Annotated in this window: 23 protein-coding genes; 7 read left to right on the top strand and 16 right to left on the bottom strand. The window is 40.9% G+C overall.

Translation table 11 applies throughout. The annotated features are described in order from the left end of the window. Positions 1-91: 91 nt before the first annotated feature. Positions 92-1,156: a sensor histidine kinase gene (locus tag AC2IOM_RS12040; RefSeq protein WP_040641592.1), complete on the top strand. Its 1,065-nt coding sequence runs from the start codon at positions 92-94 to the stop codon at positions 1,154-1,156. A 2-nt stretch (positions 1,157-1,158) separates the two neighbouring features. Next, positions 1,159-1,983: a LytR/AlgR family response regulator transcription factor gene (locus AC2IOM_RS12035; RefSeq protein ID WP_010560227.1), complete on the top strand. Its 825-nt coding sequence runs from the start codon at positions 1,159-1,161 to the stop codon at positions 1,981-1,983. Positions 1,984-2,121: 138 nt separating this feature from the next. On the opposite strand, the gene AC2IOM_RS12030 is transcribed toward AC2IOM_RS12035, so the two are convergent. Next, on the bottom strand, positions 2,122-3,057 hold the full coding sequence (locus AC2IOM_RS12030) for an NAD(P)-dependent alcohol dehydrogenase (protein WP_486358500.1): 936 nt from the start codon (positions 3,055-3,057) through the stop codon (positions 2,122-2,124). A gap of 113 nt (positions 3,058-3,170) precedes the next feature. Between AC2IOM_RS12030 and AC2IOM_RS12025 the strand changes: the two genes are divergently transcribed. Then, a complete protein-coding gene (locus AC2IOM_RS12025) occupies positions 3,171-3,731 on the top strand; it encodes a TetR/AcrR family transcriptional regulator (protein ID WP_486358499.1) in 561 nt (186 codons plus the stop codon). A 79-nt stretch (positions 3,732-3,810) separates the two neighbouring features. Here the strand turns inward: AC2IOM_RS12025 and AC2IOM_RS12020 are convergent, their stop codons facing one another. The 12 genes from AC2IOM_RS12020 to ccoN all read right to left on the bottom strand — a co-directional run bounded on the left by AC2IOM_RS12020 (position 3,811) and on the right by ccoN (position 14,778). Beyond that, complete coding sequence (locus tag AC2IOM_RS12020) at positions 3,811-4,803, bottom strand: ATP-dependent 6-phosphofructokinase (protein WP_486358498.1); 993 nt, start codon at positions 4,801-4,803, stop codon at positions 3,811-3,813. Between the two features lie 134 nt (positions 4,804-4,937). Then, positions 4,938-5,840, bottom strand: a complete 903-nt coding sequence (gene ttcA / locus AC2IOM_RS12015) for a tRNA 2-thiocytidine(32) synthetase TtcA (protein ID WP_138629642.1) — start codon at positions 5,838-5,840, stop codon at positions 4,938-4,940. Positions 5,841-5,898: 58 nt separating this feature from the next. Continuing rightward, positions 5,899-6,828, bottom strand: a complete 930-nt coding sequence (gene uspE, locus AC2IOM_RS12010) for a universal stress protein UspE (protein ID WP_486358497.1) — start codon at positions 6,826-6,828, stop codon at positions 5,899-5,901. A gap of 80 nt (positions 6,829-6,908) precedes the next feature. After that, entirely contained in the window at positions 6,909-7,640 is a 732-nt protein-coding gene (locus tag AC2IOM_RS12005) for an FNR family transcription factor (RefSeq protein WP_010560221.1), read from the bottom strand. Positions 7,641-7,687: 47 nt separating this feature from the next. Then, on the bottom strand, positions 7,688-8,350 hold the full coding sequence (locus AC2IOM_RS12000; protein WP_486358496.1) for a sulfite exporter TauE/SafE family protein: 663 nt from the start codon (positions 8,348-8,350) through the stop codon (positions 7,688-7,690). Next, a complete protein-coding gene (gene ccoS / locus AC2IOM_RS11995) occupies positions 8,340-8,510 on the bottom strand; it encodes a cbb3-type cytochrome oxidase assembly protein CcoS (protein WP_010560219.1) in 171 nt (56 codons plus the stop codon). The genes AC2IOM_RS12000 and ccoS overlap by 11 nt, the downstream gene beginning before the upstream one ends. Before the next feature lie 14 nt (positions 8,511-8,524). Next, on the bottom strand, positions 8,525-10,894 hold the full coding sequence (locus AC2IOM_RS11990) for a heavy metal translocating P-type ATPase (protein WP_486358495.1): 2,370 nt from the start codon (positions 10,892-10,894) through the stop codon (positions 8,525-8,527). Positions 10,895-10,897: 3 nt separating this feature from the next. Beyond that, a complete protein-coding gene (locus AC2IOM_RS11985) occupies positions 10,898-11,389 on the bottom strand; it encodes a FixH family protein (RefSeq protein WP_100913279.1) in 492 nt (163 codons plus the stop codon). Between the two features lie 158 nt (positions 11,390-11,547). Then, positions 11,548-12,495 (bottom strand): cytochrome-c oxidase, cbb3-type subunit III, encoded by a 948-nt coding sequence (ccoP, locus tag AC2IOM_RS11980; RefSeq protein WP_100913280.1) that lies wholly within the window; start codon positions 12,493-12,495, stop codon positions 11,548-11,550. Continuing rightward, on the bottom strand, positions 12,492-12,680 hold the full coding sequence (locus AC2IOM_RS11975; RefSeq protein WP_010560215.1) for a cbb3-type cytochrome oxidase subunit 3: 189 nt from the start codon (positions 12,678-12,680) through the stop codon (positions 12,492-12,494). Before AC2IOM_RS11975 ends, ccoP begins: the two co-directional genes overlap by 4 nt. A 6-nt stretch (positions 12,681-12,686) precedes the next feature. Continuing rightward, positions 12,687-13,337, bottom strand: a complete 651-nt coding sequence (gene ccoO / locus AC2IOM_RS11970; RefSeq protein ID WP_100913281.1) for a cytochrome-c oxidase, cbb3-type subunit II — start codon at positions 13,335-13,337, stop codon at positions 12,687-12,689. A 10-nt stretch (positions 13,338-13,347) separates the two neighbouring features. Further along, on the bottom strand, positions 13,348-14,778 hold the full coding sequence (gene ccoN / locus AC2IOM_RS11965) for a cytochrome-c oxidase, cbb3-type subunit I (protein WP_054980100.1): 1,431 nt from the start codon (positions 14,776-14,778) through the stop codon (positions 13,348-13,350). A 335-nt stretch (positions 14,779-15,113) separates the two neighbouring features. On the opposite strand from ccoN, the gene AC2IOM_RS11960 reads away from it, so the two are divergent. The 4 genes from AC2IOM_RS11960 to AC2IOM_RS11945 all read left to right on the top strand — a co-directional run bounded on the left by AC2IOM_RS11960 (position 15,114) and on the right by AC2IOM_RS11945 (position 21,012). Continuing rightward, the gene (locus AC2IOM_RS11960; protein ID WP_486358494.1) at positions 15,114-15,509 is read left to right on the top strand and encodes a hypothetical protein; all 396 of its coding nucleotides are present in this window, start codon (positions 15,114-15,116) and stop codon (positions 15,507-15,509) included. A 395-nt stretch (positions 15,510-15,904) separates the two neighbouring features. Beyond that, positions 15,905-18,499 (top strand): TonB-dependent receptor, encoded by a 2,595-nt coding sequence (locus AC2IOM_RS11955; RefSeq protein ID WP_100913283.1) that lies wholly within the window; start codon positions 15,905-15,907, stop codon positions 18,497-18,499. Positions 18,500-18,738: 239 nt separating this feature from the next. Continuing rightward, complete coding sequence (locus AC2IOM_RS11950; protein WP_486358493.1) at positions 18,739-19,848, top strand: DUF3083 family protein; 1,110 nt, start codon at positions 18,739-18,741, stop codon at positions 19,846-19,848. A gap of 54 nt (positions 19,849-19,902) precedes the next feature. Then, positions 19,903-21,012 carry an isocitrate/isopropylmalate family dehydrogenase gene (locus AC2IOM_RS11945; protein WP_486358492.1) on the top strand — a complete coding sequence of 370 codons (1,110 nt, stop codon included), beginning with the start codon at positions 19,903-19,905 and terminating at the stop codon, positions 21,010-21,012. Here AC2IOM_RS11945 and AC2IOM_RS11940 read toward each other — a convergent pair. From AC2IOM_RS11940 to AC2IOM_RS11930, 3 genes are all read right to left on the bottom strand, one after another. Then, positions 21,004-21,456, bottom strand: a complete 453-nt coding sequence (locus tag AC2IOM_RS11940; RefSeq protein ID WP_486358491.1) for a hypothetical protein — start codon at positions 21,454-21,456, stop codon at positions 21,004-21,006. The genes AC2IOM_RS11945 and AC2IOM_RS11940 overlap by 9 nt on opposite strands. 137 nt (positions 21,457-21,593) lie before the next feature. After that, on the bottom strand, positions 21,594-22,538 hold the full coding sequence (locus AC2IOM_RS11935; RefSeq protein ID WP_486358490.1) for a LysR family transcriptional regulator: 945 nt from the start codon (positions 22,536-22,538) through the stop codon (positions 21,594-21,596). Positions 22,539-22,776: 238 nt separating this feature from the next. Beyond that, complete coding sequence (locus AC2IOM_RS11930) at positions 22,777-23,025, bottom strand: hypothetical protein (protein WP_010560206.1); 249 nt, start codon at positions 23,023-23,025, stop codon at positions 22,777-22,779. Between the last annotated feature and the right edge of the window lie 6 nt (positions 23,026-23,031).

Raw genomic sequence — 23,031 nt, 5'->3', positions numbered from 1 at the left:
TGAGTTGCATGGAAAGCAAGGTAGCTGTCAGTGCCTTTCTGGCCCACATTCTTATAATAAGAGATACCAAGGATACATGAATTTAAGAATTTTGAACTGGCAAAGACTAGTAGAAGACAGACAAAAGTTTTTTTGGGTATTACAAATAGCCGGCTGGGTTGGTTATGCCCTAGTAAACTATATTGGCTCACGCGTTTTCGAAATGCGCGACATCTACGTATTTGTTATCGTGCTAAATGCCTATGCAGGATGCTTGTTAACGATCCCTCTGCGTTATTTATATCGTAAGATTTGGAATGCCAAGCCGCTATTTTTGATTTTTGTGGTATTTGTCGCCTCCTATATTGTCGGTACATCTTGGTCAGTTATTCAAAAATTTAACTTGTGGGAAATTTATCGTCACGGCTATCGCCCCGACGAATGGTTTTACTATTTCAAACAAGGCTTAGATTCAGTTTACATTGTGCTGTGTTGGAGTGGTTTGTATTTTGGTATTAAATACTATCAACTACTGCAAGGCGAAAAGCAAAAGGCGTTAAAAGCCAATACCATGGCACATGAAGCGCAATTAAAAATGTTGCGTTATCAACTTAATCCACATTTCTTATTTAATACGCTTAACGCAATTTCGACGTTGATTTTGGTAGAAGAGAATAAAAACGCTAACCAAATGGTCTCTAAGTTAAGTGAGTTTTTACGTTATACCTTAAACACCGATCCCATCAAACGCGTGCCGTTTGAACAAGAACTACATGTTTTGGGGCTATACCTTGATATTGAAAAAGTACGCTTTGACGACCGCTTAAGCATTGAAATTGATGTAAGCGAAGAAGCAAAACATGCGCTGGTACCCAGTATGATTTTGCAGCCCTTGATCGAAAACTCAATTAAGTACGCCATTGCCAATTTAGAAAGTGGTGGGGCGATAGCAATTAAGGCACAGGTGTTTGCTAACGAATTATTATTAGAAGTATCCGATAACGGTCCTGGTACGGATATCAGTGAGGGTGAATTAGTGAAAAGTTCAGGCGTCGGACTTGCAAATACGCAAGATCGCTTAAAGACGCTTTACGAACATAACTATTCATTTGTATTATCTAACAATCAGCCGCAAGGTCTTGTTGTAAATATACGTATACCGTTTGAAAAAGGATAACCATGAACACAATAAAAACACTTATTGTTGATGACGAACCTCTCGCACGAAAGGGGTTATCAATAAGGTTAAGAGATTTCCCACAAATTGAAGTAGTGGGCCTTTGTAAAAACGGTGAAGAAGCGTTGGCGGAATGTAAACGTCAGCAAGTAGATCTAATGTTTTTAGATATACAAATGCCAGGGTTGTCGGGGTTAGAAGTTGTAAAACAACTGTCTGAATCGGCGTTAGGGATCCCTGCAATTGTATTTGTTACTGCATTTGATCAATACGCAGTGAAAGCATTTGAAATTCACGCATTAGACTACCTTCTTAAACCAGTAGACGACAACAGATTGAAGAAGGCGGTAGAAAAAGTGCAAACATATTTAAAATCACAAGAAGATACAAGCCATAAACGTAAACTTGCTAGCTTTGTAGCGGGTATTACGGGTAACAACTGTGAAGAAATTCTTAAAAAGCTTGCTGCTGGCGATAAACTAGAAGAAACCCGTTTCCCAGAGTCCATTGCGGTAAAAGAGCAGGGTGAGATTGTTCGTGTGCAGGTGAGCAGTATTCAATGGGTTGACGCCGCAGGCGACTACATGTGTTTACACTGTGCTGATGGTAAAACACATATTTTACGCAAAACCATGAAAGAGCTGGAAGCCGAACTTGATCCAAAAGAGTTCGTGCGCGTACACCGTAGCGCTATTGTCAATAGCAAGCAAATCAACAAGCTAGTCACGCAGGTAAGTGGCGAATACTTACTGGTACTAGAAAACGGTCAAGAATTAAAAGTAAGCCGCAGCTACCGCGATAAAGTAAAAGCCGCCTTAGCGAGCTAAGTTGATAAATCGCTAGCATGCAGTATCTGTTGCTCATATTGAGCAACAGATACTTTATTCACGGTGTATTGCCATATTTTCGCTGTGGCATTTTAATTGCGCTTCTTATATTTGATTTCTCAACTGCTAATTGCCTAATTATTCGAAATTGAGCACAACACGACCACGTCGCCCTTTTTGTAAAAATCGTGAGATAGCACTTTGGTAATCTTCGAATAGAAACTCACTATCAACACAGGTTTGGATTTCTCCTTGCGCAACCCAATTTGCTATCTGTGTTAATTTTGCGCTATCACCTTTATCCACGTACAAGTATTTGGTTTTTTTCTTTCTAAATGCATTCATAACAAAACTTAAGAAGTGTTTGTTAGGCTCAGCAGGTATAAAGACCCCATCACTCACTAACAGGTGTTTTACTTGTTTATATAATTTTGTATTGGATAAATCTAAAACAACGTCGTACGTGCTTTTTAAATATTCTAAAGGGTTCGCGTGATAGTCGATTACATCATCGGCGCCAAGAGATTTTAAAAATTGCAGATGATCATCACGTGCAAGCGCTGTGACGTGTGCGCCAGCGCGCTTAGCAATTTGAATTGCATATACACCAAGTCCGCCTGATGCGCCGATTATAAGCACTTTGCTGTTACTCGAGAGATTAACTAACTCGTTAAGCGCAACATAACTTGTTAGTGCACCAAGCGGTAGGGCCGCTGCGTGTGAAAACGACAAATTCGCGGGTATTTTTGCAATGTATTGCTCGTTTACGCTAACAAATTCTTGGTGGGTTTTATCGCTTTTTAGCAGATTGACGTAACCAAAAACCCTGTCGCCTTTTTTAAATGCGTGACCATCCGTTGCCACTAGACCTGAAAACTCGATACCTGTCTTAACTGTGTAGTTATTTCTTGCGAATTTAAGAAACAAATCATACTTACCTCTCGCAAACTCTAAATCGATTAAATTAATCGTTGTGCTTTTAATTTGAACTAGTACTTCACCTTCACCAACTAGAGGCATGTTCAAATCGCGTTTAATCACTAATTGCCTATTTTCAGCGACAAGTCCTTTCATATTTCACCTTATATAATTATTAGGTCATTCGACCTATTGTTATATTTGGTCAGTCGACCTAAAATGTCAATAGTTGGTGTATTTAAAATTTTAACGTTGGTAGATATCCCTTAATGACTAAACAAAACGATAAAAATAAAAAGATATTGCAGGTAGCAACTCAGCTATTAAAAAGAGAAGGTGACATGGGCTTGACGATGCGCAAAGTAGCAACCTCAGCAGGTATCTCGCTTAGTAACGTACAATATTATTACACCAACAAAAATGTCTTGCTTCAGGCGATAGCAGATCAATATTTTGATGATTGCGTAACACAGTTAAAGCAACAAACTCCGCTTGAGAGCTTTGAGCAGTTACATTTGTTAATTACATCTCAGCTTAATTATGCTCGAGAAGTATCGGATATGTGTCGAATATTCAGAGAGTATTGGGCGATTTCAACACGAAATGACGATATAAATGAATATTTACGCCGCTACTATGAAACGGTGTTTACAGTTATATGCGATGTGTTAAGGCCGCTAAGCAGTGATGATTGCACGCTTAAAACATCAGCAGCACTGCTTGCTTCTTTTGTTGAAGGTTACTCAGTAACAGGTAAATTTATGCCTGTTGAGAGTGAGCGTATCGCAAGCACCTTACTAGAGGCAGTGCGTGGCAGTTTAACTAAGTAATAAGCCTTGTCACCCAGCAGCAATTAACGTGTTTGCTGGGCGCGGTAAAAGGGGCTTGGTAGGCCAAAGCTAATCGGTTTTAATCTAAATTAAAGTTCAACTGGTTAAGACGTCTGATAATTTTCTGATTATACGTATTGCTATAACTGGTGGCGCTAAAGGCAGTTTCGGTGGCCGTATTATTTAGCATGCCAACCATAATATTGCTTTTATTCTCTTTTATTGCTTCAACCGCCGCGACACCTAGCTGAGTTGCGAGTACTCTGTCAGGCGCAACCGGACTGCCGCCGCGTTGAATATACCCTAAAATCGCTGCTTTGCTGTCTACACCGGTGTAGCGTTCGATTTTCTTACTCAAGTCATGAGCACTAAAGCTAAGCGAATTTTCCGCCATAACAATAATGTAGCTATCGGTACGATGGTTGCGAATGGCTTTATTGATGTTGACGAGTAGGTTATCAATAAACTGAACTTCATCTTCAATAATTTCTTTGCAAACAATATGTTCCGCACCAGAACCTATGGCGGACTCAACCGCTAAAAAGCCACAGTTTCGGCCCATTACCTCAACAATAAAAATACGCTCAAACGCGTTAGCGGTATCGCGAATTTTATCTATGCTGTCGAGCGCGGTTTCTACCGCGGTCCAAAACCCGATTGTTTGATCTGTGCCGTTAATATCGTTATCTATGGTGCCTGGAATACCGATGATATTACCTTGCCACAGTTCGCTAATAGCTAAACAGCCTTTAAAACTGCCATCACCACCAATCACAATTAATGAGTCGATGTTATTGTTTTCTAATGTCTCAACCACGCGTTTTGGACCACTACTGTCAAGCATTTCAGGGCAGCGTGCTGACTTTAAAATGGTACCGCCTTTACGAATAATATCGTCGACTTTATGGCAATCAAGGGTAATAAAATGGTTGTCAATTAACCCGTTATAACCGCCAATAAATCCAAGTACCTGATACTGATATTTCTCAGCTTGCAGTGTTACGGCGCGGATTGCGGCATTCATGCCGGGCGCATCGCCGCCAGAAGTAATTAACGCAATTTTTTTAGACATAGTAACGCGAGCCATATTGAGGGCTGATAAGCCAATACTAGTAAAAAACAGTATTAAATTAAACAGTTGTTTGATATGAAAAAGAAAAAAGGAAGCCGACGCTTCCTTTTATAAAGAGATAAGTAGCAAATTGATTAGAGTTGTATAACGTTCACGTCTTGTTCGTCAATTTCTAACCCAACAGGTACCGCAGGTACATCAGGTTTATCAAGGGCGATATCACCTTCATCAATCTGCGAATCTTTATTTAACTCAGCAAAATTAAAGATTGATGGGTCCGCTAAATGCGATGGCACCACGTTTTGCATTGATGTAAAAATAGTTTCTACACGGCCTGGGTGGGTTTTATCCCATTCATTTAACATTGCTTTAATGTGCTTACGTTGCAAGTTTTCTTGCGAACCACATAAGTTACACGGAATAATTGGAAATTCTTTGGCTTCAGCGTATTTTACAATGTCTTTTTCTTTACAGTAGGCAAGTGGGCGAATAACCATGTGCTGACCATCATCGCTTAATAGCTTTGCTGGCATGCCTTTCAATTTGCCACCATAAAACATATTTAAGAACATGGTTTCAATCATGTCATCACGGTGGTGACCGAGTGCGATTTTAGTTGCGCCCATTTCTTTTGCTGTACGGTATAAAATACCGCGACGCAAGCGTGAACACAGTGAGCAGGTGGTTTTACCTTCAGGAATTTTATCTTTTACGATGCTGTAGGTATCTTCTTCGACGATTTTATACTCAATACCCAGAGACTCGAGGTACTCAGGTAAAATGTGCTCAGGGAAACCAGGTTGCTTTTGATCTAGGTTGATTGCAAACAGCTCAAAGTTAACCGGCGCAGAGCGTTGCAAGTTTTGCAAAATATCAAGCAGCGTATAGCTGTCTTTACCGCCTGATAAGCACACCATTATACGGTCGCCTTCTTCAATCATATTGAAGTCTGCAATTGCTTGACCAGTAAAACGACGAAGTCGTTTCTGTAACTTATTAAGGTTATATTTCGCTTTAGCTTCTGCTGAATGCGACATACAAATACGCCCCTAGAACAAATAAAGGGGCGTATTATAGGTGAAAATATTAACGAGGTTAAGACTTATCTAAAGGGCTTTTATAACCTTGTGGTTTTAAGGCTAATACATCGCAATTTAAACTATCAATTACATGTTCAGCGGTGTTACCAATTAGTGCTGCACTAATGCCAGTGCGCCCAACGGTGCCCATAACAACCAGTTCTGCATCTAATTGGTTTGCTACTTGTGGCAGTACATCTTCAGGTAAGCCTTCGTTAATATAGCAATGACTTGGCTCGACTTGATATTGCTCTGCAAGCTTATGGGTAGTTGCAACATGGTGTGCTTTTACTGACTCCGCGTATTGACCTGCGTCGAATTCTGGAATTTCAATTGCAATATTAACCGGCGTACCTGGATAGGCATTGACTAAGTTAAGATTACCGTCAATTAAATCAGCCAGATAAGCGGCTTCTTTCATAATTGTATGGTTAAGCGCTTGATGGGTTTCTTCTTCGCTTGATGCATTAACTGCAGCTAAAATTTGTCCGCCTGCTGGCCAATCATGCTCTTTTACAAGTAACAAAGGCACTGGGCATTTTCGAATTAGGTGCCAGTCGGTAGGCGTGAAAATAACCGATTTAAGCGTATCATGCTGATGCGTGCCTTTTACAACCATGTCGTAGCTTTGCTCAAGCACCGCTTCAATAATGGATTCGAAAGGGCGGTTATGCCAAACCACTTGGCAATCCACTTTTATGTCACCGCCATGCTGGTTAATTAAAGATGTGATCCATTCTTTTCTGTCGTTGATAACCGCGTCGCGCATCGCATCGCGCTCTTCACGACTGAGCATAGTTGTCATTTCATATGAAAAGTCGTAAATAGACAAAAAGGCAGTAATTTGAGCGCCGGACTTCCTTGCCAACTCGAATGAGCGGTTTAGCGCGATTTGCTTATCTTTACTTGGGTCGATAACCGCAAGAATTTTTTTGATGGTATTCATAAAAACCTCCCAAATTATAAATTCAGTGTACTGGATCTATACTAATTTGAAAGGTTTCTAATAGATTATTTTGTTTTAGATCAAGACTTAATAGAAGCGACTTTGAATAATTCGTCAGCATCTAAAATGGTAATGAACTTACCTTCAACTTTGATGATCTCGGCTTTTTGGAAGCGGCTTAATAAACGGCTGATAGTTTCAACGGTTAGGCCAAGGTAATTACCAATTTCACCACGGGTCATGGTTAAACGGAATTCTTTTTTACTAAAACCACGCTCACCAAAACGGGTAGAAAGATTCGCTAAAAACGCTGCTAAACGCTCTTCAGCAGTCTTTTTGTTCAGCATCAGTAACATTTCTTGGTCGTAATTGATCTCATTGCTCATCATACGCATCACTTGGTGACGTAATTTAGGCAATTTACCTGAAAGGTCATCTAATGTGGTGAATGGAATTTCACATACCATGGCTGTTTCCATCGCTTGTGCGTAGCTTTTATGGCTCATCGTACTAATGCCATCAAAGCCAACAATGTCGCCCGCTAAATGAAAGCCTGTGATTTGCTCTTCGCCACTTTCAGTTAAGGTATATGATTTAAACGAGCCTGAACGCACGGCGTAAATAGAACGAAGTGGTTGTCCGGCTTCAAATAAGTAATCACCTTTATGAAGCGGTTTCTTTCGCTCGATGATGTCATCTAACTTGCCCATTTCTTCCGCGTTAAGAGAAACCGGAATACACAGCTGACTGATACTACAATCCTGACACTTAATCGCGCAGTTTTTCGATACTGATTTTTTGTTCAATTCCATGACACACCTAGAGAAAAGGAAATACCAGAATAATTTATACTAAAACCTTATAGTAACGCAATTATCAAAAGGTATAAACCGTAGAAAATGAAGATGTTACCAAACACCATACGCATCATCGTATGATTAAGTATTTGCTTAAATTTTTCTGCCGCAAATGCCAGTCCAACCATGGCGGGTAACGTGCCAATGGCAAACAACAACATAAAGGCTGCACCTTGCACTGCTGATTGGGTTGATATAGCAAAAAGCAGGGCAGAATAGACTAAGCCACAAGGCAACCAGCCCCACAACATACCATACGCAAGTGCTTTTGATTTTGTGTTAATCGGTAATAAGCGTTTGTTTAGTTTAACTAAATGTTGCCAGATAGCGATTTTACCAAAACTTTCAATCCAATTAAGCGAAAACGTAAGGCGCATAATATAAAGTCCAACCAAAATCATAAACACACCGCTTAATATTGATAAAGCATGTGAAAATGTGGTTGATTGCGAAGCAAACTGCTGACTGATGCCAGCGGCCAGTGCACCGGCGGTGCAATAGCTTAGTACGCGGCCTAAATTATAGATTAGGGTATAGCGCTTAATTTGTGCTTTGTCTTTAATGGCGAGCGTTAATGATGACGCAACACCGCCACACATTGCTAAGCAGTGTCCGCTGCCTAACAACCCCATAACAAGCGCTGATATTAAGTGACTAGTTGTCATTACTTTTGTTGTGCTGCTCTTTATCGTCTTCGAATAATATGCTGTGTGCTTGTTTATCAAGATTATTAAACTGCTCACTGCGAACAGCCCAAAAGAACACGCCAATTGCGACAATTACCAACAAAATAGCGATGGGAATTAATACATAAATAATGCTCACTGTTACGTGCCCCTTTATTTAAGTAAACGTAATGAATTACCGATTACAATTAGTGAACTTGCCGACATACCGATAACAGCAACCCATGGTGGTACCATGCCCATTGCCGCAAGTGGTAATATAGAGCCATTGTAACATAGCGAAATAGCAAGGTTTTGCTTTATCACTCGGCGAGTTAATTTAGCGGTATTAAATAATCGACTGATGCCTTTAAGTTCGCTGTTTAGCAAAACAACATCGGCGGTGTTTTTTGATATATCTGCACCCGATGCCATCGCAATTGATAAATGCGCACTATTAAATACCGGGCTGTCATTCACGCCATCACCGACCATAGCAACAATTTTGCCTTGATGCGAAAGTTGCTCAACCTCTTTTTGTTTATCGCTTGGGCTACAACCTGTTTTTACATGATCAATACCTAAGCTTGATACTAGTTGTTTACCTGCAAGCGAAGGGTCGCCCGTTAAAACTTGCAGCTGCAAATTATTAGCTTTAAGTGCACTTAAGGTATCTGCCGCATGGTCGCGAATTTTATCCTGCAATTTAAAGCCCGCGATCACGCGCTCGTTTAGGTATAAAAACACGTCGTGCGTTGTATCTGCAACTTGGCAATGCCAGTTTGCTTTACCGATTGCAACAGTTTGCTGTTGAAATACTGCAGAGATACCTTTTCCTGTTTCAATTTCAACATCACTAATTGCGACAGGTGACACATCTAATTCGGTAAAAGCTTTACTAATAGGGTGCTCTGAATAGGTTTCCAAGGTTTTTGCTAGCGCGTAAACCTGTTCTAATGACACGCTGTCATCATACAATTTGGTATCAAGTAAGGTGAATTTACCTTCGGTTAACGTACCCGTTTTATCAAACGCAATATCAGTAACCTTAGTTAAAGTTTCGAGCACGTGGGAGCGTTTAATAAGTACCCCTTGCTGGGTGAGTTTGGCAACAGCACAGGTAAGCGCTGTGGGAATAGCTAAACTCAGTGCACATGGACAGGTAGCTACCAGTACTGCGATGGTCACCCAAAACGCATGTTCTGGTTCGATGTGGTACCACGAAAAAGCGGTAATCGATGCAAATACAAGTAAACATGCCACAAACCATTGCGCCACTTTATCGGTAATTTCTGCGATTTTAGGGCGCGAAGTGAGCGCTTGATGTTGTAGGCGGACTATCTGATTAATAAGTGTGTCTTGACCAATTTGGTTAACTTCAATGCTAATAACGCCATCGTGATTGACCGTGCCGGCATAAACTTGGTCGCCAACTGTTTTAGCAACGGCGGCGTGTTCGCCTGTCATCATTGCTTCGTCAACAGACGTTTTACCGTCGATTAGAATACCATCCGCAGGGATTGTTTCACCTGCTTTGATCATCACTTTGTCGTTTAATTTAAGACGTTTTGCCGCAATGATTTCTTCTTCATCATTTACTAAACGGGCGGTAAGCGGTAACAGTTTTTGCAAGTTGGCAGTAAATTCAGAAGCCTTTAAACGAGCGCGGAATTCTAAATATTTACCTAACAATAATAAGAAGGTAAACATGCAGATAGATTCAAAATACACTTCGCCGGTTTCAAACACGGTTGCCCAGCAACTTGCACCATACGCGCCAAAAATAGCAAGTGATACCGGTAAGTCCATATTCAATTGCTTGGCTTTTAAACCGCGAATCGCAGACGTAAGAAATGGCAGGGCAGAGTAGAGAATAACCGGTGTGGCAAGTACTAAGCTGATCCAACGGAAGTATTGCTCAAAGCCTTCATCCATGCCTGAGAACATACCAAAGTACATGGCAAAAGCGAACATCATGACTTGCATGGTCATCAGGCCAGCGACACCTAACCTGCGCACATAGGATTGCGCTGTTTGTCGCTTTTGTTGCTCTTCATGATCTTGTTGAAAGGGGTAGGCACGGTAACCAATGCGTGCCAATGATTCAATAATGGTACTGAGTTTTAGTTTGGACTGATCCCATTTTACCATGGCGCGATAGGTTGATGTATTTACATCAACACGCACCACGTGACCTAGATTAAGTAACTGTTTTTCAATAAGCCAAGCACATGCCGCGCAACTAATGCCTTCGACACTTAGCAAGATTTCTGCGATATCACCTTGCTTGGTGAGAAATTCTGACTGAATATCTTCATCATCGTAGCTTTGGAACATTTTAATCTGTTCCGGCACAAGTTCTTGAACTTTACCTGCGCTGTCGGTGCGGTATTTGTAATAATCCGACATACCTTGTTCAATAATCGCCTCGGCAACTGCTTGGCAGCCCAAACAACACATCGGCTTTTCGTCATTTTCAAAGGTAATGTTTAATGAAATACCTGCTGGAATAGGCTCTAAGCAATGAAAACAATTTTTAGACATAGGTTACTTATATTCTGGCTTAATCTTAAATGCGCTGTCGTAAGGTAGTTTTATGTTTTCTTTTAATTTCCATTCGCCGCCAATCGGTTCAATAAATACCGTGTAGCGTGCATCAAGCAATTTTTCGCTAACGCCTGAATACGCACCGTTGGCGTTAGGTGCTAGCATTAAGTCAACGTCTTTATCTTTTAATGTGGTGTGATAAAACGATACTTTTAGTGCAGCCGGCTTAAGTGAGTCGCCCTTTGTGAAATTAACGGTAACAACACCGTTACTAACGGTTAGGTCTGCGTGCAAGTAAAGTGCTTTAGCACGGTCAAACTTAGAGAGTTCTAAGTTAATTGCTTTACCTTTTTTGTAGTAGTCGTCAACAACCATTGAAGGCCCTTTGTCAGACATATAAAAAAGCAGGGTAATACATGCGATAACGGCACTCGCTGGTACAAAGATGATAAACCAAGGCCAAAATTGTTTATACCAAGGGGTTGTAGACATAGTGAATAATCGTTAAATCAAATGTGGCGTTATTCTACTTGATGTGGTGTGAAAAGGGTAAAAAAAAGCTCCCGATTGGGAGCTTTTTTGATCTAGATTCGTACTCTTAACGCAATTTTAAAATTAGTTTAAATAACGCGTTAAGTTTAACTAATCAATTACTTATCTTGAGATAAGCTGTATACGTACGCAGTTAAGATATGTACTTTATCTTCGCCTAGGATATCTTTCCACGCTGGCATTACACCGGCACGGCCATTGCGAAGCGTTTCTTCAACCGCACGTTGTGAACCACCGTATAACCAAACATTATCTGTTAGGTTAGGTGCACCAAACGCGTAGTTACCTTTACCGTCCATACCGTGACACGCAGCACACATTGCAAATTTAGTTTGACCTGCAGCTGCATCTTTTTGGTTAACGGTACGACCTGAAAGGCTTAGTACATAGGCTGTAACTTCTTTAACGCCATCTTCACCAAGTGCATCAATCCACGCTGGCATAGCAGCAACACGACCGTGAAGAAGTGTTTGTTTGATAGCTTCAGGTGAACCACCGTATAACCAATCGTTATCCGTTAGGTTAGGGAAGCCTTGACCGCCACGTGCATCAGAGCCGTGACACTGTGCACAGTTTTGCGAGAATAAACGTTGACCGATTTCGAGTGCTTCTTCGTTAGTAGCAAGATCTTTAATATCTTGTTTTGCGAATTGCTGGAATACCGGACCAAAACGTTCTTCTGCAGCTTCCATTTCTTTATCTAGCTGTACGCGTTTGTCTGCGTTAGCTATTACAGCGTCTTTCGACTCTTGGATGTTCAAAACACCTTGGTTTGAACTCGTCCAGTCTAAAACACCTTTAAAGTTACCCATACCCGGATAAAGGATAAGGTATACAACGCCCCATACGAAGGTTGCGAAGAACATAATTGTCCACCACTTAGGTAGTGGGTTGTTTATCTCTTCGATACCATCGAACTCGTGGCCACATGTTTCATTTTCTTCAACGCCTACGTAGTTCTTTAAGTTCCAAACTAGTAGTCCGAAGCAGATTGCTAAGCATGCTATGGTTAATACAATAACCCAAATGCTCCAAAACGTAGTCATTTCTCAGACTCCTTTTTTTCCTTTTCGCCAACTGTATTGTTATGTACGTTTTCGTCTTCGAAAATCGCGTTTGCTGCTTCATCAAAGTTCTTTTTAGAACGTTTGCTGTAAGCCCACCATACAATGGCAATAAAAAGTACTAATAATACCAGAGTAAATATGCCTCTGAATGTGCCGTAATCCATAGTGGTTTACTTTAAGTGAGTACCAAGCTGCTGTAGATACGCAATAAGCGCTTCCATTTCAGTTTTACCTTCAATAGATTTAACATCAGCTTGTAATTCTTCATCACTGCCGTAACCACGACCTGGATACGCTTCTTGGTTAATACCAAAATTGTCACGGAACACTTGTAATTTCTTAAGTGTATGCGTTGTGTCAACTTTGTTTGTCGCTAACCAAGGGTAACCTGGCATGTTTGACTCTGGAACTACATCACGTGGGTTTACCAAGTGAGCATAGTGCCAATCGTCTGAGTAACGACCACCTACGCGAGCTAGATCTGGACCAGTACGCTTAGAACCCCACTGGAATGGGTGATCCCAAACGCTTTCACCCGCGACCGAGTAGTGGCCGTAACGCTCAACTTCGTCACGGAATGGGCGGATCATTTGTGAGTGACAGTTGTAACAACCTTCACGCACGTAGATATCACGACCTTCCATTTCTAACGCTGTTAGCGGACGTAAGCCATCTACAGGTTTTGTCGTATCTTCTTGGAACATTAGTGGTGTAATTTCCACAAGTGCACCAAAGCTGATTGCGAAAACCGTTAGGATAGCCATTAGGCCAACGTTCTTTTCAACAATCTCGTGTTTGTTTTGTGAATTATTCTGGCTCATACATTACTCCTTAAGCAGGCTGAGCTTCAGCTTGCAATGCACCTTTTTCAGCTGCAACAGTTTTAACAACGTTGTATAACATGATTAGCATACCAACAACGATGAATACACCGCCTACAAAGCGCATGAAGTAGAATGGATACGATGCTTCAAGTGACTGAACAAAGCTATACATTAATGTACCGTCAGAGTTAACTGCACGCCACATTAGACCTTGCATTACACCTGAAATCCACATTGCAACGATGTACAGAACAACACCTACTGTGTGTAACCAGAAGTGTGTGTTGATAAGCTTAGTGCTGTACATGCGAGCTTGACCAAATAGGTTAGGGATTAAGTGATAAACCGCACCGATTGATACCATTGCAACCCAACCTAATGCACCTGAGTGTACGTGGCCAACAGTCCAGTCAGTGTAGTGAGATAGTGCATTTACAGATTTGATTGCCATCATTGGGCCTTCGAACGTTGACATACCGTAGAACGATAGTGAAACAACTAAGAAACGAAGAATTGGATCGTGGCGAAGTTTATGCCATGCGCCAGATAGCGTCATGATACCGTTAATCATACCACCCCATGATGGCACAAATAGGATTACTGACATTACCATACCTAAAGACTGAGTCCAGTCAGGTAGAGCAGTGTAGTGTAGGTGGTGAGGACCCGCCCAAATATAAAGAGAAATTAGTGCCCAGAAGTGAACTACCGATAAACGGTAAGAGTAAACTGGACGACCAGCTTGCTTAGGAACGAAGTAGTACATCATACCTAGGAAACCAGCTGTCAGTAGGAAACCTACTGCGTTGTGACCGTACCACCATTGCACCATGGCATCTACTGCGCCCGCGTAGATTGAGTACGACTTAGTCAGAGAAACTGGAATTGCCATGCTGTTTACAATGTGTAAAACAGCAACAGTGATAATGAAACCACCATAGAACCAGTTAGCAACATAAATATGCGACACTTTACGCTTGATTAAGGTACCAAAGAATACAACCGCATAAGCAACCCAAACAACCGTAATTAGGATGTCGATTGGCCACTCTAGCTCAGCGTACTCTTTACCACTTGTGAAACCAAGAGGCAGTGTAATTGCTGCTAATACAATAACAAGTTGCCAACCCCAAAAGGTAAATGATGCAAGCTTGTCTGAGAATAAACGCGTTTGACAGGTACGTTGTACAACGTAGTAAGACGTTGCAAATAGTGCACTTGTACCAAATGCGAAAATAACTGCGTTCGTATGTAACGGACGAAGTCGAGAGTAAGTTAACCATGGAATGTCAAAGTTTAACGCAGGCCATACTAGCTGAGCTGCGATGAAAACTCCGGCACCCATGCCAACAATGCCCCAAATCACCGTCATAATGGCGAATTGGCGTACAACTTTATAGTTGTATTCTGTTTGTGATGCTACTGTTGTTTGGCTCATTTTCCGGTTTCCGCTGCAATAAATTGCAATAAGAAATGAATTTCCCAGTTCTAATTAAAGAAATGGGGCCTCTAAAATATTTACCAAATTCGTTACCTTACTAACTCGAACTTTTTTGTACGACTAAAGTCAAAGATTAAGCTGGCAAGAAAACAAACCCAGTAAAACTCTTTTTTTGCATGAGAAATAATAAAATTTTTGCTTTTAAAAAGATAGCGCATTTGCCCAAAATTATGACCTCAATCAAATATTCTCGGTGAGGGTGATTTATTTTTGTGCAAATTTAGTCTAAATTCGCGGCCATCTTACAAACGCCCGTTATTGAAGAGAAATTAATGCGCATTTTAACCATCATTTTTACAGCACTCATTTTAACAAGCTGTGGTGAGTTTAGTCGTTCACAAAAAGCATCGAGCAAAGAGCAACACATAAATTCTTCTGAGCTCAAAATTAATGAACAAACCGTCAAACCAGAAACCGAGTTTGAGATTGTTTTTACCCCACGTAATAAAATTGAAATCATCGACGCGCATATTGAGGGGGTAAATATGTATATGGGAAAAATCCCATTATTCTTTTCGCAAAAAGATGGCTCAACTTATCACGCCATGGGCATGGTTGGGGTATGTAGTAAGCGCGAAATGGTGTGGCAAATTCAGCTACGTTACCTTGATGTTTCAAGCCAGCGTGAAAAAACAGCAACTCTCAACTTTGTCGTAACAAATGCTTAACTGAGCGTCTACAGATGTAGCTTGGTTACAATTGATTACATCTGGTAACGCACGAAAACGAGTATCAATAAAAGCGCGTTATTAGTGTGTAACATACTGATAAATAAGCGGTACAGATGTTATTTCTGTTAATCTAATCGTAACAAACGGCGCATCCTAAGCGCCGTTTTTTATGCCTGAACAAAAGCTGAACTCGCATTCAGTTTTCATTCATTTTCACAAGCCTAGTTTGCTGCATCCGTTTTCAGATTTCTCCCTGGTTTTATATCCGAAGCCATGTTTCTAGCGTCAATTTAGGAACAACAATCTGTATCTGAAAGTGGGTAATGCAACAAGTTATTCACTTAGTTGAAGTGCTTTCAACTAAAGGGTTAGACAACTAATAAAGGTTTATTATGAATAAAACTAAATTGGGCTTAGCGATTGCCGCAGCAGTTCCACTATTCTCTGCTCATAATGCTGTAGCAGCTGAAGAAACGTCAGCAAGTGCTGTAGAACGTATCGAAGTAACAGGTTCACGCATCAAACGTACTGATATGGAAACAGCAAGCCCGGTAACAGTGATTGGTGCTGATGAAATTCGTGCCTCTGGCGCAGCGTCAATTGATGCCGTTTTACAAAAAATGACTGCTGCAAGCGGTGCAATGACTAACCCAGCAGTAAACAATGGCTCTGGTGGTAATGCGCGTGTTGATTTACGCGGTTTAGGTGCACAACGTACATTAGTACTTGTTAATGGTCGTCGTATGATCAACTCAGGTACAGGTGCTGCATCAACCGTTGATTTAAACACAATCCCAGTGTCAATGATCAAACAGGTTGAAGTACTAAAAGATGGTGCTTCAGCAGTATACGGTACTGACGCAGTAGCGGGTGTTGTAAACATTATCTTAAAAGATGATTTCGAAGGTCTAGATATGAACCTTAACGGCGCGATTAGCGGCGAGGGCGATGCAGACGAAACATCATTTGATATCACAATGGGTTCAAGCTTTGACCGCGGTAACGTGGTAATTGGCTTACAATACACAGACCGTGGCGATGCGTCTCAAGCAGACCGCGATTTCTCTGATTGTCCAATTGAAGAAGATTTCGAAAATGGTAGCTTCTACTGTGGTGGTTCTCCTTACTCACCGTTTGGTCGCGTATGGGGTGACACTGCTGACCTTCAAGGTAACGCAGACGGCAGCTGGCATGACTATGTAACTGAAAACGATGCATATAACTTCTCTCAGGCGAGCTATTTATATACGCCAATGCGTCGTTTAAACCTAACGGGTGTTGGTAACTTTGACCTAACTGACGATACACGTTTAGTAACTGAATTCACTTACTCAAAGCGTTGGTCAGATCAGCAAATGGCACCACAGCCAGTATGGTTTGATTTTAAATACGATGCTGACGCAATGGGCGATTCACTATTATCTCACGGTGTAGTTGATGGTGAGGAGATCTCTTACGGTCGTCGTATGACTGACGTTGGTCCTCGTGGTTACGAGCAAGTTGTTGATACAGTTCGCGCAGTAATTGGCTTAAACGGTGAATTCGATAACGGTTGGGGCTGGGATACGTCAGTTGTATTCGGTCGTAACGACTCAGTTGACCGCGCTACAAACTTACTAAACATGGGCTCAATTCAAGACGCTATCAGCAAGCAAGAATTCAACCCACTAGATCAAGGTGACTGGTCAAAAGAGAACTTAAAGCCTTACAACTACACTGAAAACAACTCAGGTGGTAGCCAGTTATTAGTTCTTTCAGCTGGTTTAAACGGCGAAGTAATGGAATTACCAGCAGGTTACGTAGGTTTTGCTGCAGGTATCGAGCACCGTGAAGAAAAAGCATGGTATGTGCCAGATTCACTTACATCACAAGGTTTAGCTAACGACCCTCGTGTTGATCCTACAGGCGGCCGTTTTGACGTAAATGAAGCTTACGTTGAATTAGCAGTACCACTTCTAGCTGACGCACCGTTTGCAGAAATGGTTGATTTAAGTGCAGCAGTACGTGCATTCGATTACAGCACATTCGGTTCTGACGAAACGTGGAAGCTAGGTTTAACATGGCGTGTAAATGATGAGTTTATGGCTCGTGCAGTACGTTCAACAGCTTTCCGTGCACCAACAGTTAACGAACTATATGCAGGTCAAGGTCCGTCATTCGAGCAAATTGATTTACCATATGCTCAAAAGCAAGCTGAAGTAACGGTTGGCGGTAACGAAAACCTAACACCAGAACAAGCTGACACACTAACAGCTGGTTTTGTATATGCGCCATCTTGGTTAGACGGTTTCTCAATGACGGTTGATTACTTCGATATCGAAATTGAAAACGCAATCGCACGTGAAAACGAGCAATACATTGTTGAAACATGTCTTGATGCGACAGGTCAAAACGTTAATAACGATTTAGCACTATGTCAGTTCGCATCTGTTAAATATAACGACAAAACACGTCGTGTAACGTTTAACAACCAACTTAAAAACATTGGTACTGAGCACACTAAAGGTTACGATGTAAACTTCAAGTATACATTCGACGCACTTGGTTTAGCTTGGCGTACAGGTCTAGATGTAACCATTCTAGACGAATACACAGTTGAATCGGCAGGCGCAGGCAGCGTAGATTACGCAGGCCTTATCACTTCAGGTTTAGGTAGCTACGCAGAGCTAAAAACTAACTTAAACCTTAAAGTGTCTGGCGACAACTGGGATGCACAGTACGAAGCGCGTATGATCGATGGTGTTGACGACTACTCGTGTCAAAAAGCAGACGCAAAATGTTTAGTACCAAGTGTTGGTACTGTGGTGTACCACGACATCAGCGGTTCTTACATGCTTAATGACACTGTGTCATTACAAGCTGGCGTAAACAACTTATTTGATAAGCAAGCGCCTTACTACACAGGTAACAACGATTCAAACACTGACCCGTACACGTACGATGTACTTGGTCGTCGTTTCTTCGCTGGTGTAAACGTTAAGTTCTAATTTAAGAATAATTAGCGATAAAGCCGCAGGTTAATAACCTGCGGCTTTTTTATTCACAAAACGATCATTGCGATGCCATTCAAATTTAATATTTGATATTAATTATCGAATAAAACGCGTTGTAAACTAGTTCTAGAATGCATTGCTCGCCTATTTAATTTACCTGTCACTAAACTGCAAACTAATTGTAATTAAACCCACCTAAGCTCTCGGCAAATCCACAATTGAGTTGAAAGCACATGGGAATCATCAGGAATAGAAGTTTAATTAGTCGTAATAAGCAGCAAGATAATCGCGTTTATGTACCGGCTGATTCAAGGGACAATCAGTATGTGATCGCGGAGCTCGCGGTAAATGACGCGCTTGTTGCACAATTATCTGACAAAACACTTAACCCATCGCCAAAAGAATTACTTTCGTTATTGCTTAACAAGGTAAGACGTATTGTCGCAAACCATGAGATAGATTTTGTTGCCTTGATTGCGTCAAACAAGTTTATCCGAGTACGTTATGGTGTTGATAATGAAATTAACACCACTAATGAGCAGCATATCGTTTACTACAACCCAGAAAAAAGTAAAGGCGTAGTGGGTGTATGCGCAGACGATGCAAGCACCATCCATTCTTTTCGCCTCGTGTGTTTTGCTACCGGCGAAAATTTACGTGAAAATGCAGCGTTATTTCATCAAAAAGTTGTGATGTTGGTAAATGAAATTAAAGCGGCGTTTAGCTTTGTTGATGCAATTAAACTGCAAGATCACCAACACATTAGTTTTGGACTTGAAAAGCACTCATCGGCGACCCAATCGAAAGCTCATGGTTTTCGTGTTATTGAAAAACGTTATGAAAGCTCTGGTTTAACCTTGCCGCAAGAGCGCAACAGTAAAGCCTTTATCGTGGTAAAAGCCAATTTTAGTGAACTGCTTAGTGAAAAAGTGCTGAATCATGAATACGATGTCAGTCAGATGCATGGTGAAGTATCACACTTGCTTATTCAACTAGCACAAGAAGCTGGCATAAGTCACTTAGCCTATGTTGCATCGAATCGCTATCCGGTTGTTAAGTCAAACTTAGTCTCAGGCAGTGCTAATCAAAACGGTGAGCTAGTGAGTTTAAATTTTGGCAATACAGAACATGAAGTGATCCAACTAATTGACGACGACTACATCAATAGTAACGCCTATTTAGTATTTTACATGGCTGAAAACTGTGTAGTGAAAGCAGGGTATGCTGCCTACATTAACAAGGTGATTAAATTGATTGATAAACTTGGCCAAAAGTTGCACCTCGCTGAGCACGACAAAGCCATGTTACTAAGGTTTTATCAACACTTTAGTTATAAAGCTTGAACCTAAGCTTACATATTTGTCATAGTGTAGGAAAATAAACCAATCAACCGCACTATGACAATCCAACCCAATCAAGAATTTTGTGTACCTTATGTTGAAGGTGATGGTGTAGGCCCTGAGTTAATGACCTATGCCCGCACTATCGCCGAGTACGTACTTAAAAAGTGCTATGGCGAGCAGCGTAGAATTATTTGGAAAGCTGTACTTTGCGGTGAGAAAGCCGCTGCGCAGTATCAAGGTGATTGGTTTCCTGAAGAAACATTGAATGTAATCGAACAATACAAATGCGCATTAATAGGGCCTATTACCGCACCGATAGGTTATGGTTTTAAATCCCTTAATGTCGCGCTACGCCACGAACTTGGACTGCGCACGTCGTATACACGATATGTATCACATAATGGTAATGCTCTTTATGTCCTGCGCGATAACAGTGAAGATTTGCCGATAAAGCTTGAATGGCAAACGGATTCATTTGATGGCAATTTACTTGCGACATTTTTAAAAGAAGAGCTAGGTGTCAATAAGGTGCCACTGGCAGAAAAAAGTGTAATGGCACTTAAGTATATTTCAGAAAGTGGCGTAGATATGCTGCTATCTTCTGTAATTGAGCTAGCAAAATTGCGAAATATTAAAAAAATCACTATAGTGCACCATGCCAATAGTTTACCGATTTCTGAGGGCAGTGTTGTGCGTTGGGCGCTCAGTTCAATCAAGCGTTACAGTCAAAAATCAGACGATGATTCATTGCCAAAATATGTTGATGATATTGCAATTGATGTGTGCTCTTTGCTGCAGTTTTTCACTCAAAACCGCACAGAGCAGGGCGATACCATTTATATTGCAGCGAACTATTTAGCGACCATTTTAAATGAATATTTTACGGGTAGTTTAGGGCAAATAAACAAGGTAAGCCAAACTAATTTTGGCAATGACATCTGTATTTTTGAACCAAAACACGGACCGTTGCACAGTTTAGTGGGTAGTGATGAGATAACCCCAGTTGCACTGATAAATGCGGTTGTTTCGCTGTTTTATCATTTGGGTTGTTTAGAAGCGGCTAACTATCTAACAAAGGGTTTATTTGAGGCGGAAAAAAGCTTAAAGGATAACACGATATCCTTTAAGCAATTTCAAGAAACATTAGCCTTAACATTAGGCTGATAGTTTTAGTTGTGATTGATAAAGCGGTCGCAAGTAATCAACGCATTGTTGATATACCGACAGCAGCGCTGCATCAATATTCTTAACATCAACAACTTGTGCATTACCTGCGGCAGCAATAAAAGCTGCAAATACTAACGTTGGTGTGGGACAGCTGTATTTATCTTTAATTTCTAAGGTTTCACCAGCCAACAGGCGAGCCGTAATGCTTGGTGTTGTAACGCTTGCCAGTTCACAGAGTGATTCATTGCTAATAGTGTGTACGCACGGCTTAGTAATCGCTTTTCTGATTTTGCCACCAAACTCTTTCAATAGTTTAATGTAATTCTCAATAAACTGCGCCTGACATTCTGCGTTATCTAAATGGTAAGTTGCTGTTAACTGGTTAAATAAGTTTTCTTCAATGTATAAGAATTGATGTTTATGAAATTGACCTGAGCTCATTGTAATGTTCCTCGTTTTTGTTGATAAATTGGCATTTGCCTTAACAAAAAGAGTAACTAACCTAATCAAAATTTAAAAATTGAATAATTCAATTGTTGATATAGATGTTGTCTATATTAGCTGTGCTAAATCTAAGCTTAACTCGGTAAAGTAGATGCAAACCCTGTCAATTGCTGGCGCAGCCAAGTGTGCGCTGGGTCGTAGTGCTTTATTGGGCTCCAAACCATGCTGATCTCTTGCGGCACCATTTGAAATGGCAATGGCAAGGTAACCAATGGTTCGTTTTGAAAACTCGCCAATGCCAAGCGGTTAGGAATAGTAAGCAGCAAACTTTTACTGCCGGTGATTAACGCTTGTGCTTGAAAATGGCGGGTAAATATCTGAATATTACGCTTTTTTTCCATCTGCCAAAGGGCTTCGTCAAGCTCGCCAAGCTTACTGGGATGACTATCTTTTGAAATGCGGTTTTCACTGATAATACCACTGCGACTCACCCAAATATGTGGCTGTGTTAAATAGCTATTAAGGTCTGGCGTTTGTGCAAACGGATTATCCTGATGACAGATCACCCTAAAATTATCGCGCCATAATCGTTTTTGGTGAAATGATGTCGGCGCTTGTTTAAAGCGGTTAATTGCGATATCAACACTGCCTTCTTGCAATTCACCAAGTGAACTGTCGCCAGGGGACGTAATGTTGTAGCTAATATTCGGATAACACTCAGCAGTCTTCGCTATAAACGGAAACAGTAAACAGCTTTCAATATAATCGTTGGTTAAAATTTTAAAGGTGTGTTGCGCAGTAATCGGGTCAAATTGGCTGTCGGATTGGGTGATTGATTCACTGAGGCGAATAAACTCATTGATCTGTGGTTTAAGTGCTAATGCTTTTTCAGTTGGTTGCATGCCACCTGCGGTGCGAACCAATAAAGGATCAGAAAAATATTCACGTAGTCGTTTTAATGCAGCGCTGACCGTTGGCTGTGTTAAAGCAAGCTTGTTTGCAGCGCGTGAAACACTTCGTTCTTCTAATAAGACGTTTAAATATACCAGCAGATTTAGGTCAATATTGCGAATATTCATAAGTTTCTGTACAAGCTTTGCGTTAAATCAAGGTACAACTTATACCAATTTGAATATTTATGCGATGCTTCTTGCACATAAAAATATGTATTCAGAACAGTTAGATGTGAATGAACTTAGCTTAATAATAAATATGTTTGTGCGGTAATTACGGCTTAGCATTAGTTAAACTTAGCGTTTTTAAAAATAAAAAAAGCCGAGATAGCTCGGCTTTTTATATTGTATCGGCAATATGCGATTAAAGGCCTTTCTCTGAGTAAAGGGTTACTTTACCGCCTACAAAGGTTACTTTAATGTTTGTGCTGTCATTGCCCCAAGTACAGTCTGTGTGCATGGTTTTTTCTTCACATTGTGATGCGCTGCCAAGGATCGCTTCAACTTCTTGCTTGTCTTGACCTACTTTAATTTTTTCGTAGTTTTCTAAGGTCACTTTTGAACATGCAGTTAACGTAAGTAGTGCAGCAGCAGTAATAAATAATTTTTTCATAAGACA

Source organism: Pseudoalteromonas sp. NS-SX12 (assembly GCF_057367955.1).
This window is presented reverse-complemented; position numbering and strand designations above follow the sequence as displayed.

Coding starts and splice junctions, on each gene's coding strand:
- AC2IOM_RS12035 (WP_010560227.1), top strand. CDS start 1,159: ATGAACACAATAAAAACACTTATTGTTGATGACGAACCTCTCGCACGA.
- AC2IOM_RS12030 (WP_486358500.1), bottom strand. CDS start 3,057: ATGAAAGGACTTGTCGCTGAAAATAGGCAATTAGTGATTAAACGCGAT.
- AC2IOM_RS12025 (WP_486358499.1), top strand. CDS start 3,171: ATGACTAAACAAAACGATAAAAATAAAAAGATATTGCAGGTAGCAACT.
- AC2IOM_RS12020 (WP_486358498.1), bottom strand. CDS start 4,803: ATGTCTAAAAAAATTGCGTTAATTACTTCTGGCGGCGATGCGCCCGGC.
- ttcA (WP_138629642.1), bottom strand. CDS start 5,840: ATGTCGCATTCAGCAGAAGCTAAAGCGAAATATAACCTTAATAAGTTA.
- uspE (WP_486358497.1), bottom strand. CDS start 6,828: ATGAATACCATCAAAAAAATTCTTGCGGTTATCGACCCAAGTAAAGAT.
- AC2IOM_RS12005 (WP_010560221.1), bottom strand. CDS start 7,640: ATGGAATTGAACAAAAAATCAGTATCGAAAAACTGCGCGATTAAGTGT.
- AC2IOM_RS12000 (WP_486358496.1), bottom strand. CDS start 8,350: ATGACAACTAGTCACTTAATATCAGCGCTTGTTATGGGGTTGTTAGGC.
- AC2IOM_RS11990 (WP_486358495.1), bottom strand. CDS start 10,894: ATGTCTAAAAATTGTTTTCATTGCTTAGAGCCTATTCCAGCAGGTATT.
- AC2IOM_RS11985 (WP_100913279.1), bottom strand. CDS start 11,389: ATGTCTACAACCCCTTGGTATAAACAATTTTGGCCTTGGTTTATCATC.
- ccoP (WP_100913280.1), bottom strand. CDS start 12,495: ATGACTACGTTTTGGAGCATTTGGGTTATTGTATTAACCATAGCATGC.
- AC2IOM_RS11975 (WP_010560215.1), bottom strand. CDS start 12,680: ATGGATTACGGCACATTCAGAGGCATATTTACTCTGGTATTATTAGTA.
- ccoO (WP_100913281.1), bottom strand. CDS start 13,337: ATGAGCCAGAATAATTCACAAAACAAACACGAGATTGTTGAAAAGAAC.
- ccoN (WP_054980100.1), bottom strand. CDS start 14,778: ATGAGCCAAACAACAGTAGCATCACAAACAGAATACAACTATAAAGTT.
- AC2IOM_RS11960 (WP_486358494.1), top strand. CDS start 15,114: ATGCGCATTTTAACCATCATTTTTACAGCACTCATTTTAACAAGCTGT.
- AC2IOM_RS11955 (WP_100913283.1), top strand. CDS start 15,905: ATGAATAAAACTAAATTGGGCTTAGCGATTGCCGCAGCAGTTCCACTA.
- AC2IOM_RS11950 (WP_486358493.1), top strand. CDS start 18,739: ATGGGAATCATCAGGAATAGAAGTTTAATTAGTCGTAATAAGCAGCAA.
- AC2IOM_RS11945 (WP_486358492.1), top strand. CDS start 19,903: ATGACAATCCAACCCAATCAAGAATTTTGTGTACCTTATGTTGAAGGT.
- AC2IOM_RS11940 (WP_486358491.1), bottom strand. CDS start 21,456: ATGAGCTCAGGTCAATTTCATAAACATCAATTCTTATACATTGAAGAA.
- AC2IOM_RS11935 (WP_486358490.1), bottom strand. CDS start 22,538: ATGAATATTCGCAATATTGACCTAAATCTGCTGGTATATTTAAACGTC.
- AC2IOM_RS11930 (WP_010560206.1), bottom strand. CDS start 23,025: ATGAAAAAATTATTTATTACTGCTGCTGCACTACTTACGTTAACTGCA.